Origin of the sequence: Paenirhodobacter sp. (genome assembly GCF_041916475.1) — a bacterium.
In the GTDB taxonomy this organism is placed as follows: Bacteria; Pseudomonadota; Alphaproteobacteria; order Rhodobacterales; family Rhodobacteraceae; genus Rhodobacter.
This window is the reverse complement of the sequence record NZ_JAYRZN010000007.1, coordinates 34,236-47,835: the sequence shown is the minus strand read 5'-3', so window position 1 is coordinate 47,835 and position 13,600 is coordinate 34,236. Positions and strand designations below refer to the sequence as shown.

The following is a 13,600-nucleotide window of genomic DNA, read 5'->3' as shown; positions in this document are numbered from 1 at the left end:
GCAGGGAATGCCGGGACGGCGCGGAAGTCAACCAGCCCGCACCAGCCGCTCCAGCAGCGCGAGGCAGGCGTGCAGCTCCGTCTCGGCGATGGATTCGTCGGGCTGGTGGCCATCTTCCATCGTGCCCGGCCCGCAGACGGCGGTCGGGATCCCGAGCCCGGCGAAATAGCCCGCCTCGGTGCCATAGGCGAGCTTCACCGGCGCGGGATCTGGCAGCAGCCGCGCCAGCGCCCCGAGCCGCGCCGGATCCGTCTCCAGCCCCGGATAGGCGCCGGTACAGGCAATCTCCACCCCCTCCGGCACCGGAATTCCGGCGAGGATATCCTCTGGCCGCTCCTGCGCCAGATGGCGGATTTCGAACAGGAGCTCGGCCCGGTCCGGCACCACGTTCAGCGCCACGCCCCCGCGCAGCACCCCGGCATGGACGGTGGCGCAGGGCGGGTCCTGATCGGGGTCGCGCAGCCCCTCGCGCAGCAGCCGCTCCTGTGCCGCGCGCAGCGCCAGCACCAGCTCCGCCGCCGGGTGCAGTGCGTTGCGGTAGCGCGGCGCCAGCGCGGAATGCCCTGCGGTACCATGGCAGATGGCGCGGTAGCTGGCCTTGCCCTTGTGGCCGGTGGCCATGCGCAGCAGCGTGGGCTCGCCCACCACGCACAGCTCGGGGCGGCCCAGAACCGGGATCACCCGGTCGATCATCTGCGGAATGCCGCGGCAGCCAAGCTCCTCGTCCCAGCTCAGCGCGACCATCACCGGCCGCGCGGGCGGGCGCGCCCGCAGCCCCTCCGCCAGCGCCAGCACGCAGGCGATGAAGCCCTTCATATCGGTGGTGCCGCGGCCATGCAGGCGCGCGCCGCGGCGGGTGAGGGCGAAGGGCGCCACGGTCCAGTCCTGCCCCTCCACCGGCACCACATCGGTATGCGCCGAAAGCAGCGTGCCCCCCGGCCCGGTGCCGAAGCGCGCGAGCAGCCCCGCCTTGGTGCCGCAGGCGGAGGGGATCCGCGTCACCGCGAAGCCCGCGGCACCGAGCTGCGCCCCGGCCCAGTCGATCAGCGGCAGGTTCGATTGCGACGAGACGGTCGGAAAGCCGATCAGCCGGTCGAGGAGGGGCAGCAGGGGCATCAGTCTCTCCGTGAAGCATCGGGCCGAACAGCATCGGGCCGGGCAGGATCCGGGCGCATCTGCAGCCCCGGGGCGCTCGCCGCGGTTATTTCCGCCCGCGCATGGTCGATAAAAGCCGCGACGGTACGCGTGGCCGCGGCGGCTTCTGTCGTCAGCAGCCCGAGCCGCAGCGCCCGCACCGGCCCGGCCAGCGGCACCAGCACCAGCCGCCGCCCGTCGGGCGCGAGGTCCGATATTGGCCGGATATTCGCCAGCGAATAGCCGAAGCCATTGGCCACCAGCGAGCGCATCACCGCAATATCGCGGGTCCGCTCCGCGATCTGCGGCGCGAGCCCCTCGGCCGCGAAGAACGACAGGAAATACTCGGCGCTCATCGGCAGATCGAGCAGCACCATCGGATGCGGCGCCAGCTCCGCCGGGCGCAGCATGGGCCGCCCGGCCAGCGGATGCGCCGGATCCAGGAGCGCAAAGGGCGGCAGATCGATCAGCGGCACGAAGCTCAGATCGGGCGGGATGTTAAGGTCATAGCTCAGCGCGATATCCAGCCGCGCCGCGCGCAGCCCGTCGAACAGCTCCTGCTGGTCGCGCTCGAACTGATGGAAGGCCACCTCGGGCCAGCGCTCCACGAAGCTGCGCCGCAGCTGCGGCAGCACGATCTGCGCGAAGGTGAGCAGGCAGCCCACGTTCAGCGGCCCGCGCACCGCGCCGGTAATCTCGTTCGCCAGGCCCCCAAGCCCGCGCGCCTGCGCCAGCACCCCGCGCGCATGCTCCAGGAACCGCGCCCCGCCCTGCGTGAGCGAAAGCCCCTGCGCGTGGCGGCGCACGAAGAGCTGCAGCCCGAATTCCGCCTCCAGCTGCGCGATCGCGGTGGAGATCGAGGGCGAGGACACGTTCACCCGCTCCGCCGCCAGCGCGACCGAGCCGCATTCGCCGACGGCCACGAAATATTCGAACTGACGCAGGGTGATGCGCAGGGGCATGGCGGCTCCGGTCTCTGAGCGGGCCGAGGGTGCGCGCATCCGGCCGCGGGCGTCAATCCCCGCGATCATTCGTCCCCGGGTACGCCGTAGGAGGGCGCGGCGGCGGGGCTGAGCGCCCGGGTCACATAATCCGCCGCCTGCGGCGCATAGACCTCCCAGGCCCGCGCCACCGCCGCGACCGGGCAGCCCTCATCCAGCCAGTCGATCCGCAGCTCCGCATAGGGCCAGGCCTGCCGGTCCACGATCATGAGCCCCGCGGAATGCACCGGCCCGGCCTCGCCGCCCGCAGCCACCCCCGCCTGCAGCGCGGCAATCAGCCGGTCTCCCAAAGCGCCGGAGGTCTCCTCGAAGGCCGCCACCATCGCCGCCGGCACGCCCGCATGCGCGAGCATGTTGCCTCCGGCCGCGCAGTCCCGCCCCTCGGCCGCCGTCCAGATCCCGAGCGCGCGCGCACCCGAATGTACCGCCGTGCGCCCGGCCGCATCCACCGCCAGCAGCTGCCGGTATTCCGGATGGCCATCCGCCGCCACCGCTGCCGCCACTGCGGCCGGGGCCGCATCCCCCGCGGCCAGCCGGTCCAGCATTACCGCGCCAAGCGCAGGGTTCGTCACATTCTGCGTCGAGACCGCCCCAATGCCCGCCCGCGCCCAGGCGCAGCGCGCCGCCACGGCCGGGGAAGAGGAGGAAATCGCCACCCCGAATTGCCCGCTCTGCGCACAGCGCGCCACGATGGAAAAGGTCATGTCCGCTCCTCATTCGAATTGCCGTTGCCGCCGGGGGTCGCGGGGGGCGTCCCCCGCGCGCGGCCCAAGGGGGCGCGGTGCCGCAGGCACCCCGCCCGCGCGGGAGAGCCTCAGTCCGGGATCACCGCCGTCGCGTCGATCTCCACCAGCCAGGACGGCCGCGCGAGGCAGGTCACCACCACCCCGGTCGAAACCGGATGCACGTTGCGGATATATTCGCCCATCGTCCGGTACACCGCCTCGCGGTGGCGCACATCGGTCAGATAGACCACCACCTTGCACAGATGCTCCATCGTGCCGCCGGCTTCCTCGATCAGCTGCCGGATGTTCTGCATCACCTTGTGCGTCTGCTCCACCGGGTCGTGGCTGCCGATGTCCACCGATGTATCCAGATCCTGCGGGCACTGCCCGCGCAGGAACACCATCGTGCCGCGCGCCACCACCGCCTGGCACAGGTCGTTGTCGAGCTTCTGCTCCGGATAGGTGTCCTTGGTGTTGAACTTGCGGATGCGGGTATGAGCCATCATGTTCTCCGGTGGGTCAAAGGTCGGCGCTGCCCGGCACATAGGCCAGATAGCCGCGCTGCTTGCAGATATGGTCGGCGACGTGGCGGGCATCATGCCACACGCCCCAGATGAAGGAAGAGCCGCGCCGCGTCTGCCACGGCTGCCCCAGGAAATAGACCCCGGGCTCATGGGAGACCCCGCGCTGGTGCTGCGGCCTTCCCTGCGCGTCGAGCGTATCCACCTGCAGCCAGCTGAAATCCACCGCATAGCCCGTGGCCCAGAGGATGGTGCTTATACCCGCGGCCTTCGGGTCCAGCGTCCGCACCGGGTCGGTCAAGCTGGCCGGGTCGGGCAGGATCTCGCGGGCTTCGGGCTCCTCGGGCAGGCTGAGCCCATTGCGCGCCACATAGGCATCCGCCTCATCCAGAACCGAGAGGTAATTCGCATCGCCCCGGCGCACGTTTTCCGCCAGATCGGGCGCCAGCCGCAGCACGCCATCGCCATAGCCCTCGGTCCGGCCCAGAAGCTGCATCCCCCGCGCGGCCAGCCTGCGGAAATCGATCGTCTGGCCGCCATAGGCGCCGCTCACCGCGATGGTGGTATGCTCCACCCCGGGGGTGGCCTCCGCATCCCATTTGTTCAGAACGCCCAGCCACCAGACGAAATCGCGCCCGCGATAGGACCGCGGCGGCCGGTCATGCGGCCCGACCGAGAGCCAGACCTGCCGCCCCGCGCGCAGCAGCTCATCGGCGATCTGCACGCCCGAAGAGCCGGCCCCCACCACCAGCACGCCGCCTTTGGGCAGCTGCGCCGGGTTGCGGTAATCGGCCGAATGAAGCTGCGTGAAGCCCGCCTCCTCAGGCACCAGCGGCGGGATCACCGGCACCTGGAACGCGCCCGTCGCCGCGACCACATGATCGGCCTCGATCGTGCCCGCATCGGTCTCCACCGTGAAGCCCGCCCGCCCGTCATTGCGGCGCACGCGGGTCACGCGCACCCCGGTGCGCACCGGCGCCGCGATCCGGCGGGCGAATTCCACGAAATAATCCGCGACCTCCTCCTTCGGCACGAAGGCATCCGGATCGCCCGGGAAGGCCATATCCGGGAAGCGGTCGTGCCAGGCCGGGCCGTTGGCCACCAGCGAATCCCACCGCCCCGTGCGCCAGCGCTCGGCGATCCGGTCGCGCTCCAGCACCAGATGCGGCACTCCCGCCCGGCCCAGATGCGCGCTCATCGCGATCCCCGCCTGACCCGCACCCACGACCACAACGTCCGTCTTCTCGATCGTCATCCCGACCCCCGCATCCTGATGCGCAAGCTCTGGCATGGATATATGTTTGGAAAAAGAAAATCATCCATCACCATTGATTAGGTTCATCCTAATCAGCGCCGCCTTGAATTACATATTAATATGGGAATATGATTGCCCGGGCATCCCGCCCGACAGGAGGCAGCCATGCAGACCGCAGATTTCGTGACCGTGCTGTTCGAAGGGCCGGACAATCCGGCCAAGGTAACCGTCGGTATCATGATGGGCGTCAATGCGCAGGCGAAGGGCCATGCGGCGATGATCGTGCTGATGGTGGAGGGGGTGAAGCTCGCGCTTCCGGGCGCGACGGAGGGCCTGGCCATTGGCGCACCCTTCGCGCCGGTGGCGGAGCTGCTGGCGAAATTCCAGGCGCAGGGCGGCCGGATCGGGCTCTGCGCCTCCTGCATGGCGCATTTCGGTATCACCGCGGAGCAGGTCATCCCCGGCTGCGAAGTGATCACCGCGGGCGATGTGGTCGATCTGCTCACCGCGGCGAAGGGCAGCTTCCAGGTCACCTGACCCTTGCGGCCGCCCCGCCCGCGGCGCATCTTGCGCCCGAACGGAAAGGGCGGGCATGGCGGTCAACGGCGATCAGATCCTGGGGGTGATCCTCGCAGGCGGGCAGGCCCGGCGCATGGGCGGCGGCGACAAGGGGCGCCTCTTGCTCGGGGGGGAAAGCCTGATTGGCCGGGTGATTTCCCGGCTGAGCCCGCAGGTCACGGCGCTGGTGCTCAATGCCAATGGCGATCCGGAGCGGTTCGCCGATCTCGGCCTGCCGGTGGTCCCCGACGATCTGCCGGGCCATCCCGGGCCGCTGGCCGGGATACTGGCGGGGATGGAGGCCGCGGCGCGGCGCGGGCGCAGCCATGTGGTGAGCGTCGCGGCCGATACGCCGTTCCTGCCCGCCACGCTGGTGGCCGATCTGGCGCAGGCGCCGAGGCCCATTGCCATGGCCTGCGCCGGTGGGCAGCGCCAGCCGGTCTGTGCGCTCTGGCCGGTGGCGCTGCGCACCGATCTGCGCGCGGCGCTAGAGGCCGGCGTGGCCAAGATCGTGCAGTGGGCTGCACCCCATGGCATCAGCGATGTCGCCTTCCCGGAGGCCGCCTTCTTCAACATCAATACCGCCGAGGATCTGGCCGAAGCGCGGCGCCTGGCGCAGGAGGGTGCATGCGGCTCGCGGCAGTGATTTTCGACGATGATGCGGTGGATCAGGTGATGGCTGAGGCGCTGCAGGCCCTGCCCGGGCGCCGAGTGCTCGGCTATCTGCAGACCCGACGCGACGAGAGCGACCGCGATTGTTCGCAGATCGCGCTCACCGCGCTGCATGACGGCTCGCGGCAGGTGATCACCCAGAACCTCGGGCGGGCCTCGCAGGGCTGCAGTCTGGATCCGGCGGCGCTGGCGCAGGTGGCGGGGCTGCTGCAGGCGCGCCTGCCGGAGGCGCCCGATCTTCTGGTGCTGAACCGCTTCGGCAAGATCGAGGCCGAAGGCGGCGGCATGCGCGCGGTGCTGGAGCGCGCTCTGGAATCGGGGATACCGATTCTCCTGGCCGTGAATCGGAAACACCTCCCGGTGTGGCGGGCCTATTGTGGCGATCTCGCAGAGGAATTGCCCTGCGATGCGGAAACAATCCGCGCCTTCGCGCTAAGTTGCTGATTCCATTATATTATTTGCGACGGATTTATCGTTTCCAGCGTAGGGCGGAAGCGGGGCAATTCCTTCCAATTGTCGGCTGCTTGCCCGATTTCGGCCCGATTCCGGCGTCATCACTTGGTCAAGAAATTCTTACCAACGGATGTTGCCATGGACCGCCTCACTGAAATGGAAGCCTTTATTGCCGTGGTGGACCAGGGTGGGTTCACCGATGCGGCGCGCAAGCTCGGATTGTCGAAATCGGCGGTGTCGAAATATGTCTCGGCGCTGGAGGCGCGGCTCGGCACCCGGCTGCTGGACCGCACGACCCGCCGCGTCGCGCCGACGGAAGTGGGCCTGGCCTATTACGACCGGGCGCATCGGGTGGTGGCCGATGCGAGTGAGGCCGATGCGCTTGTCACCGCGCTCCATGCCCCGCCCGCAGGCCGGATCCGGATCTCTTCGCCCACGGATTTCGGGGTGAACCGGCTGGCGCCCGTGCTGAACCGCTTCCTCATGCAGTTCCCGGAGATCACCGCGAATGTGCTGCTGACGGACCGGATCGACGGATCTGCTGCCGATGGGGTGGATGTCTCGATCCGGATCGGCGTGCTCGAGCAATCGGCGAATGTCTATCCGATCGCGCGGGCCACCCGGCGGCTGGTGGTCGCCCCCGCCTACCTGGCTGCGCAGCCGCGCCCGGCGAAGATCGACGACCTGAACGAGCACCGGCTTTTGCATTTCTCGCACCAGTCCGATGGCAATGTCTGGAACATTACCGCGCCCTCGGGCGAGCGGCGGATGGTGCGCGCGGGCGGCTCGCTGACCATCGACGATGGCCGCGCGCTGCTGGAGGCCTGTATCGCCGGGCTCGGGATCGCCTGGCTGCCAGGCTATCTCGTGGCCGATGCGCTGGCCGATGGCCGGGTGGTGGAGGCGCTGCCGGGCCTGCCGCCCGAAGTCCAGACGATCAGCGCCGTGGTTCACGCCGGGGCCTATGCGCCGCCGAAGACCCGCGCGCTGATCGATTTCCTCACGCGCAGCTTCGCGGAGGCGGGCGCCGCGCAGTGGTAGCTCAGGGGCCGGTGACCAGCACCGCCTCGACCCGGCGGTTCCGGTCCTGCCCTTCAGGCCTCAGGTTGCTGGCCCTCGGCGCGAGCCATCCGGCGCCCTGCGCATCCAGCTGCCCGCCGCGGACGCCGTAGGAGGCGACGAGAAGCGCGCGGACCGCATCGGCCCGTTTGCGCGACACCGCGATATTGCCATCGAGGCCGCCGGTCGCATCGGTATGCCCGACCAGGACGATCCGGGCATTCGGCCGCGTCGCGAGGTAATCCGCCAATGCGCGAAGCGAGGCATAGTCGCCCGCCTCAGGCGCGGTTGCGCCGCTGGCAAAGGCCAGATCGTCGAGCGCGACGGACCCGTCCGCCTCCAGCCGTGCCCCGAGCGCGGCCACCGCGGGCGGAGCAGGTTGCGGCGATGCCGGCGCCTGCGCAGCGGCGGCAGGAAGCGCGCCTGCGGAAATCGTGGTCAGGTTCACGAAGCCCGATTCAGAGCTGCGCGACACCGTGAGCGCCAGCCATTCGCCTCCCCGCCGCGCCGCCAGATAGCGGAAATCGCCGAGGTCGATATGCATCTGCGGCTCCTGCACCAGGTCGAGCGCATAGCGGAAATCGAACCCGCCGCAATCCTCTGTCTCGCATTCGAACAGCACCGCATAGCCCGCCGCGGTGATTTGCGCACGCAGGGGCGCATAGATCGCGAGGCTGGTCTGCTGGTTCGCGCGCAGCCGCCAGGCGGTATCGGTGCGGGCGCCCTCGATCCGGGTGGAAGCGCCGCCTTCCGCCGTCCAGGCGCCGGTCAGCAGCCGGTAATCCGTGGCCGACGAGGCATATTGCGCGGTCTGGTTCGCGTCTGCGCCGAGTTGCAGCGCAACCGGAGCCGCATGGGCGGGCAGGGCCCACAGCAGGGCAAGCAGCGCAAGCCTCATCGCTGGGCCTCGCGGCGGTAATGATAGTGGCACACCGGGGCCATCCCGATCCGGGCATAGAGCGCATTCGCGGCGCCGTTCGCCTCCGTCACCACGAGGCTCAGGCGGGACGCGCCCGCATCCTTCGCCCAGCGGACGGCCTCGGCCATCATCGCCGCGGCCAGCCCGCCGCGGCGGAACTCCGGCAGCACGAACAGCCCGTGCAGCATCGCGATGCCGGCATGGATGCCGATGAAGGCAGCCCCGGCGGCGCGGTCGTTCCGCCGCCCGAGGATCGCGGCCTTCGGCATGGGCGCGCGTTCGGCCACCGCCTGCCGCCCCGGGCCGATGCCGCCCTCGGCCCAGACTTCGCGGGCGATCTGCAACGGCGGCCAATGCGCGAAGGCCGTCACCGGCGGCACGTTGCTGGCCAGCGCATCGAGCGGCGCATCGTAGATCCGGACCGGATCGAACCGCTCAAACCCCCGCGCCGCCAATGCCGCATCGAGCGCTTCCTCGCCGGGGCGGATGATGAATTTCGGCTGCTGGCCGAGCGCGCGATGCGCAGCGATGGCTGCATCGATATCCGCCTGCTCCAGCGCCAGTTCGAGGCTCGCCGAGCTCACCCGCGAGCCGCCGCCAAGGCCCTCGCGCACGCGAAACCCGCCCGCCATCCGGCTGGAGGCGGCGGGCCAGGTGGCATCGATCACCTCGAACCAGATCATTGCCCCTCCGGAAACGCGGCCGCGAGCGCTGAAAAAGCGGCGTCCAGCGCGGCGGCATCGGTACTGCGCACCACGAGATAGGTGCCATAGCGCCCGCCCGCCGTGAACGGATAGGAGCCGAGCGAGACCTCCGGATGCGCTTCGGCCAGCGCGCGCAGCGGATCGGCCACGCTGCTTTCGGGCGCCATCACCAGCAGGCTGCGCGACAAAAGCGGCGCGCCCCCCCGCAGCCCGGGCAGCAGCCCCGCCACCATCGCCTGAAACACCTCCGGCACCCCCGCCATCACATGGCAGTTCTCCAGCGTGAACCCGGGCGCGGTGGAAACGGGATTGTCGATCAGTCGGGCGCCCTCCGGGATCCGCGCCATGCGCAGCCGCGCCTCGGTCAGCTCGGTGCCGCGCGCGGCGTAATGCGCGGCCAGAAGTGCGCGGGCATCCGCGCGCACGCCAATGCCGCGCCCGAAGGCCGCAGCCACCGCATCGGCGGTAATGTCGTCATGCGTGGGGCCGATGCCGCCCGAGGTGAACAGGTGGTCATGTGCGCCCGCCAGCTCCTGCACCGCCGCCACGATGGTGGCATGATCGTCGCCGATCACACGGATCTGCTGCAAGGTGATGCCCGCCTTGGCCAGTTCGCCCGCCAGGAACCAGGCGTTGCCTTCCCGGGTGCGCCCGGTCAGGATTTCATCGCCGATGATCAGGATCGCTGCGGTCGGATTTTGCATCATGGGCCTCCTTTGCGCCGATGTATAGGGCCGCGGCCCGCGCCGGGGAAGCCCGGCTCTGGTAAAACGCCGCGTTTGTGACTATCTAGGGCCAGCAAATTCAGGAGAAGGCCAGTGGAAGAGAAGGCTGGGCGCGTCACCAAGGACGGCATTCGCATCTACAACACCACCAGCGATTTCGACGGGATCCGGGCCTCCTGTCAGGTCACGGCGCAGATCCTCGACGAGGTGGCCGATCTGGTCAATCCCGGCATCACCACCGCCGAGCTCGACGATTTCATCCGCCGCCGGGTGACGGAGCTGGGCGCGACCTCGGCCACCATCGGCTACCGCGGCTACAAGCACGCCTCCTGCATTTCGGTGAACCATGTGGTGTGCCACGGGATCCCGGCAGACAAGATCCTGCACGACGGCGACATCCTGAACATCGACGTGACCGTGATCCTCGATGGCTGGTATGGCGACAGCTCGCGCATGTATGTGGCGGGCAACCTCGGGCGCAAGGCGGAGCGGCTGATCGAGGTGACGTATGAATCGCTGATGATCGGCATCGAGCAGGTCAAGCCCGGCAATACCTTCGGCGACATTGGCCATGCGATTCAGCAATATGTCGAGGGCAACCGGATGAGCGTGGTGCGCGATTTCTGCGGCCATGGCGTCGGCCGGGTGTTCCATGCGCCGCCCAACGTGCTGCATTACGGCCGCCCGGGCAGCGGCGCGGTGCTGGAGGAGGGGATGATCTTCACCATCGAGCCGATGGTGAACCTCGGCCGCCCCGATACCAAGATCCTCGCCGACGACTGGACCGCGGTGACGCGCGACAAGTCGCTCTCGGCGCAGTTCGAGCATTGCGTGGGCGTCACCGCCGAGGGCTGCGAGATCTTCACCCTCTCGCCCGCGAACCGCTTCCACCCGACCTGGCGCTGAACCTAGAGCCCGAGGCGGGCGGGCACATCGGCCATGGAATGGACGATTTCCGCCCCCACCGCCGCGAGGCCCGGGTTCGGCCCCTCGGGCGCATAGCCCAGCACCCGCATGCCGGCGGCGATGCCCGCGCGCGCGCCGGTGGCGGTATCTTCCATCACCACGCAGCGCTCCGGGGCGGCGCCGAGGCTCCGCGCCGCAATGAGGTAGAGCTCCGGCGCGGGCTTCGGGCAGCCCAGATCCTGGCCGGAGAACAGCCGGTCCTTCAGCCGCGCCCAGATCTCCGGATGCTGCCCGAGCGTCGCCTCCATCTTGATCCGCCGCCCGTTGGAGCCCACGGCATAGGGTACGCCCGCCGCATCCAGCCGGTCGAGCAGCTCCGGCACCCCGGGCATCAGCGCGGTGCCTTCGGCAAGCCGCGCACACAGCCGCTCATAGAACCGCTCGGGCCAGTCCTCCGGGAGGGCCGCGCCTTCGGCCCGCGCATAGACGGCCGTTTCCGCGATGGTATGGCCGATGAACAGCGGCTTCAGCGCCTCCACCGTCACCGAAAGGCCATGCGCGGCGAACTCCTCCTGGATCAGGCGGAAGGTCACGGGCTCGCTGTCCACCAGCACCCCGTCGCAATCAAACAGAACGGCGGCCGGGGTCATGCGGGCATCCTTGCGAGGGTGACGAGGGTATCGCCGTAGCGGCGCTGGTCCAGCTGCTCCAGGGGCGCGGGCAGGGCAGGCGGGGTGTTCTCCTCCCAGACGATGGTGGCGCCCGGCGCGATCCAGCCGCCCTCCAGGCAGGAGGCGAGCGCGCGTTCGCCGAGGCCCAGCCCATAGGGCGGGTCGAGGAAGATCAGCTCGTAGCCCGCGCCGCGGCAGGGGCCCATGCTGGTGGCATCGCGGCGCCAGACATCGGTGGCGCCCATCGCCCGCATCAGCTCGATATTGCGGCGCAGGAGTGCGCGCGCGGCGGTGCCATCATCGACGAAGGCCACCCGCGCCGCCCCGCGTGACAGCGCCTCCAGCCCGAGCGCCCCGGTGCCCGCGAACAGGTCGAGCACCCGCGCGCCCGGCACCGGATTGCCATGCGTGCCATTGATCAGCAGGTTGAAGATCGATTCCCGCACCCGGTCCGTGGTCGGGCGCAGATGCGCCTGCATGTCGCCCGCGCCCACATCGGCGAGCTTCAGCCCGCGCCGTTCGCCGCCGATGATCCTCATTTCAGCAGCGCCTTCAGATCCGGCGCGGTGGAAATCTGCTCCGGCGTGAAGGGCTTTGCCGCCTCGATCAGCCGCTTGCCGACCATATAGGCCCGGGCATCGTTCAGTGCATCCACCGCGATCAGGCTGCCCGCCCGGAAATACCAGAAGGACTGTCCCTCTCCCTGCCGGCGCACCACGCGGTCGTGGCCGGTGTTCAGCCCGGCGATCTGCAGCTTGGCATCGAACTGGTCGGACCAGAACCAGGGCTTGGGCACATAGCCGCGCCCGGCGCCCAGCATGTTGTCGGCCACGAGCTCGGCCATGTCGATCGCATTGCCCACGCTCTCGAGCCGGAGCCGCCCGCCCGCCGCCGGGAAGGAGGCGCAATCGCCCGCGGCCCAGATCGCCGGATCCGCCGTGCGGCCCTGCGCATCGACCGCGATCCCGTCGGCCACCGTAAGCCCCGCTGCCGCGGCAAGCCCCGTCTCCGGCGTGACGCCGATGCCGACAATGGCGAAATCCGCTTCGATCACCCGGCCATCGGCCAGCTCCGCGCCGCTGACATGGCCCGTGCCCGTGAGCCGCCGCAGGCCGGTGGATTCGAGGATCGTCACGCCATGAGCCCGATGCAGCGCGCGGATCGCATCCGCGGTTTCTGCGCAGGCGACGCGGCCGAGGATCCGCGGCGCGGCCTCGATCAGCGTCACCTCCAGCCCGAGTTTGCGCGCCACCGCCGCGGCCTCGAGCCCGATATAGCCGCCGCCCACCACCACGAGCCGCCGGCCCGGGCGGAATTCGGGCGCCATCGCATCCACATCGGCGAGGCTGCGCACGGTGAATACGCCCGCCAGATCGCCGCCGAGTGCCGCGGGCAGCCGCCGCGGCGCCGCCCCGGTGCAGAGCGCGAGCTGATCATAGGCCAGCGCGCCGCCCTCCACCTGCACCCGCTTCGCGGAGCGGTCGATCGCGGTGACCTGCGCGCCGGTGCGCAGCGTGATGCCATTCGCGGCCCACCAATCCGCGCCGCGCAGCGTGAGGCGATCGATCGGCATTTCGCCCAGCAGATAGCCCTTGGACAGCGGCGGGCGCTGATAGGGCGCCACCGGCTCGGCGCCGAGGATCGTCACCGCGCCCACATAGCCCTGCGTGCGCAGCCGCGCCGCGAGCGAGGCCGCCGCCTGTCCGCCGCCGACGATCACGATGCCTGACATGATTTCCCCTCTGGTCGTTCCGCGCGCTGACCCTATATCCTCCGCGCAATGCTGTGCAACGCGAGAGGGACACATATGAGCATCCAGAAGGGCGACGTTCTGCCCGGCGCCACGCTGCTGCGGATTGGCGACAGCGGTCCGGAGGCGGTGAGCCTCGGCGACAAGATGAAGGGCCGCAAGGTCGTCATCTTCGCCGTGCCGGGCGCCTATACCGGCGTGTGCACCACCGCGCATGTGCCGAGCTTCATCCGTACCATCGGTGCGCTGAAGGCGAAGGGCGTGGACGAGGTGATCTGCATTTCCGTCAACGACCCGTTCGTGATGAAGGCCTGGGGCGAGGCCACCGGCGCCACGGAAGCCGGCATCACCCTGCTGGCGGATCCCGAATCGGCCTTCACCACGGCGATCGGGATGGAGTTCAGCGCCCCGCCCGCGGGCCTGCTGAAGCGCTCGGCCCGCTATGCGATGATCGTCGAGGATGGCATCGTCACTGTGCTGAACAAGGAAGAGAGCCCCGGCGTCTGCGAGACCTCGGCCGGCGAGGCGATCCTGGAGCTCCTCTGAG

Annotated in this window: 17 protein-coding genes; 6 read left to right on the top strand and 11 right to left on the bottom strand. The window is 69.8% G+C overall.

Going from position 1 to position 13,600, the window contains the following annotated elements; all coding sequences use genetic code 11:
* Window positions 1-27 precede the first annotated feature (27 nt).
* From ACOMG5_RS04425 to ACOMG5_RS04405, 5 genes are all read right to left on the bottom strand, one after another.
* On the bottom strand, window positions 28-1,116 hold the full coding sequence (locus ACOMG5_RS04425; protein WP_420342576.1) for a M20/M25/M40 family metallo-hydrolase: 1,089 nt from the start codon (window positions 1,114-1,116) through the stop codon (window positions 28-30).
* Window positions 1,116-2,096 carry a LysR family transcriptional regulator gene (locus ACOMG5_RS04420; protein ID WP_420342575.1) on the bottom strand — a complete coding sequence of 327 codons (981 nt, stop codon included), beginning with the start codon at window positions 2,094-2,096 and terminating at the stop codon, window positions 1,116-1,118. Before ACOMG5_RS04420 ends, ACOMG5_RS04425 begins: the two co-directional genes overlap by 1 nt.
* 65 nt (window positions 2,097-2,161) lie before the next feature.
* Complete coding sequence (locus tag ACOMG5_RS04415; protein WP_420342574.1) at window positions 2,162-2,839, bottom strand: DUF1028 domain-containing protein; 678 nt, start codon at window positions 2,837-2,839, stop codon at window positions 2,162-2,164.
* 110 nt (window positions 2,840-2,949) lie between these two features.
* Window positions 2,950-3,363: a RidA family protein gene (locus ACOMG5_RS04410; RefSeq protein ID WP_420342573.1), complete on the bottom strand. Its 414-nt coding sequence runs from the start codon at window positions 3,361-3,363 to the stop codon at window positions 2,950-2,952.
* A gap of 16 nt (window positions 3,364-3,379) precedes the next feature.
* On the bottom strand, window positions 3,380-4,636 hold the full coding sequence (locus tag ACOMG5_RS04405; RefSeq protein ID WP_420342642.1) for a flavin-containing monooxygenase: 1,257 nt from the start codon (window positions 4,634-4,636) through the stop codon (window positions 3,380-3,382).
* Between the two features lie 165 nt (window positions 4,637-4,801).
* Between ACOMG5_RS04405 and ACOMG5_RS04400 the strand changes: the two genes are divergently transcribed.
* The 4 genes from ACOMG5_RS04400 (at window position 4,802) to ACOMG5_RS04385 (ending at window position 7,360) form a co-directional block, all read left to right on the top strand.
* The gene (locus tag ACOMG5_RS04400) at window positions 4,802-5,173 is read left to right on the top strand and encodes a DsrE family protein (protein WP_420342572.1); all 372 of its coding nucleotides are present in this window, start codon (window positions 4,802-4,804) and stop codon (window positions 5,171-5,173) included.
* 55 nt (window positions 5,174-5,228) lie between these two features.
* Window positions 5,229-5,840, top strand: coding sequence for a molybdenum cofactor guanylyltransferase MobA (gene mobA, locus ACOMG5_RS04395; RefSeq protein WP_420342571.1), 612 nt, complete (start codon window positions 5,229-5,231; stop codon window positions 5,838-5,840).
* Window positions 5,822-6,310, top strand: a complete 489-nt coding sequence (locus tag ACOMG5_RS04390) for a DUF2478 domain-containing protein (protein ID WP_420342570.1) — start codon at window positions 5,822-5,824, stop codon at window positions 6,308-6,310. The genes mobA and ACOMG5_RS04390 overlap by 19 nt, the downstream gene beginning before the upstream one ends.
* A gap of 147 nt (window positions 6,311-6,457) precedes the next feature.
* Window positions 6,458-7,360, top strand: coding sequence for a LysR family transcriptional regulator (locus ACOMG5_RS04385; RefSeq protein ID WP_420342569.1), 903 nt, complete (start codon window positions 6,458-6,460; stop codon window positions 7,358-7,360).
* A gap of 1 nt (window position 7,361) precedes the next feature.
* Here the strand turns inward: ACOMG5_RS04385 and ACOMG5_RS04380 are convergent, their stop codons facing one another.
* The 3 genes from ACOMG5_RS04380 to ACOMG5_RS04370 are packed head-to-tail and all read right to left on the bottom strand — an operon-like array spanning window position 7,362 to window position 9,705.
* Window positions 7,362-8,276, bottom strand: coding sequence for an OmpA family protein (locus tag ACOMG5_RS04380; protein WP_420342568.1), 915 nt, complete (start codon window positions 8,274-8,276; stop codon window positions 7,362-7,364).
* Window positions 8,273-8,980, bottom strand: a complete 708-nt coding sequence (locus tag ACOMG5_RS04375) for a GNAT family N-acetyltransferase (protein ID WP_420342567.1) — start codon at window positions 8,978-8,980, stop codon at window positions 8,273-8,275. Before ACOMG5_RS04375 ends, ACOMG5_RS04380 begins: the two co-directional genes overlap by 4 nt.
* Window positions 8,977-9,705: a competence/damage-inducible protein A gene (locus ACOMG5_RS04370; protein ID WP_420342566.1), complete on the bottom strand. Its 729-nt coding sequence runs from the start codon at window positions 9,703-9,705 to the stop codon at window positions 8,977-8,979. The genes ACOMG5_RS04375 and ACOMG5_RS04370 overlap by 4 nt, the downstream gene beginning before the upstream one ends.
* A 114-nt stretch (window positions 9,706-9,819) precedes the next feature.
* Between ACOMG5_RS04370 and map the strand changes: the two genes are divergently transcribed.
* Window positions 9,820-10,632 carry a type I methionyl aminopeptidase gene (gene map / locus ACOMG5_RS04365; protein ID WP_420342565.1) on the top strand — a complete coding sequence of 271 codons (813 nt, stop codon included), beginning with the start codon at window positions 9,820-9,822 and terminating at the stop codon, window positions 10,630-10,632.
* A 2-nt stretch (window positions 10,633-10,634) separates the two neighbouring features.
* On the opposite strand, the gene ACOMG5_RS04360 is transcribed toward map, so the two are convergent.
* Genes ACOMG5_RS04360 through ACOMG5_RS04350 form a run of 3 tightly spaced genes read right to left on the bottom strand, consistent with a single transcriptional unit; the run spans window position 10,635 to window position 13,035 of the window.
* On the bottom strand, window positions 10,635-11,282 hold the full coding sequence (locus tag ACOMG5_RS04360) for an HAD family hydrolase (protein WP_420342564.1): 648 nt from the start codon (window positions 11,280-11,282) through the stop codon (window positions 10,635-10,637).
* The gene (gene rsmD / locus ACOMG5_RS04355) at window positions 11,279-11,842 is read right to left on the bottom strand and encodes a 16S rRNA (guanine(966)-N(2))-methyltransferase RsmD (protein ID WP_420342563.1); all 564 of its coding nucleotides are present in this window, start codon (window positions 11,840-11,842) and stop codon (window positions 11,279-11,281) included. Before rsmD ends, ACOMG5_RS04360 begins: the two co-directional genes overlap by 4 nt.
* Window positions 11,839-13,035 (bottom strand): NAD(P)/FAD-dependent oxidoreductase, encoded by a 1,197-nt coding sequence (locus ACOMG5_RS04350; protein ID WP_420342562.1) that lies wholly within the window; start codon window positions 13,033-13,035, stop codon window positions 11,839-11,841. Before ACOMG5_RS04350 ends, rsmD begins: the two co-directional genes overlap by 4 nt.
* A 75-nt stretch (window positions 13,036-13,110) precedes the next feature.
* On the opposite strand from ACOMG5_RS04350, the gene ACOMG5_RS04345 reads away from it, so the two are divergent.
* A complete protein-coding gene (locus tag ACOMG5_RS04345) occupies window positions 13,111-13,599 on the top strand; it encodes a peroxiredoxin (protein ID WP_420342561.1) in 489 nt (162 codons plus the stop codon).
* Window position 13,600: the final 1 nt, after the last annotated feature.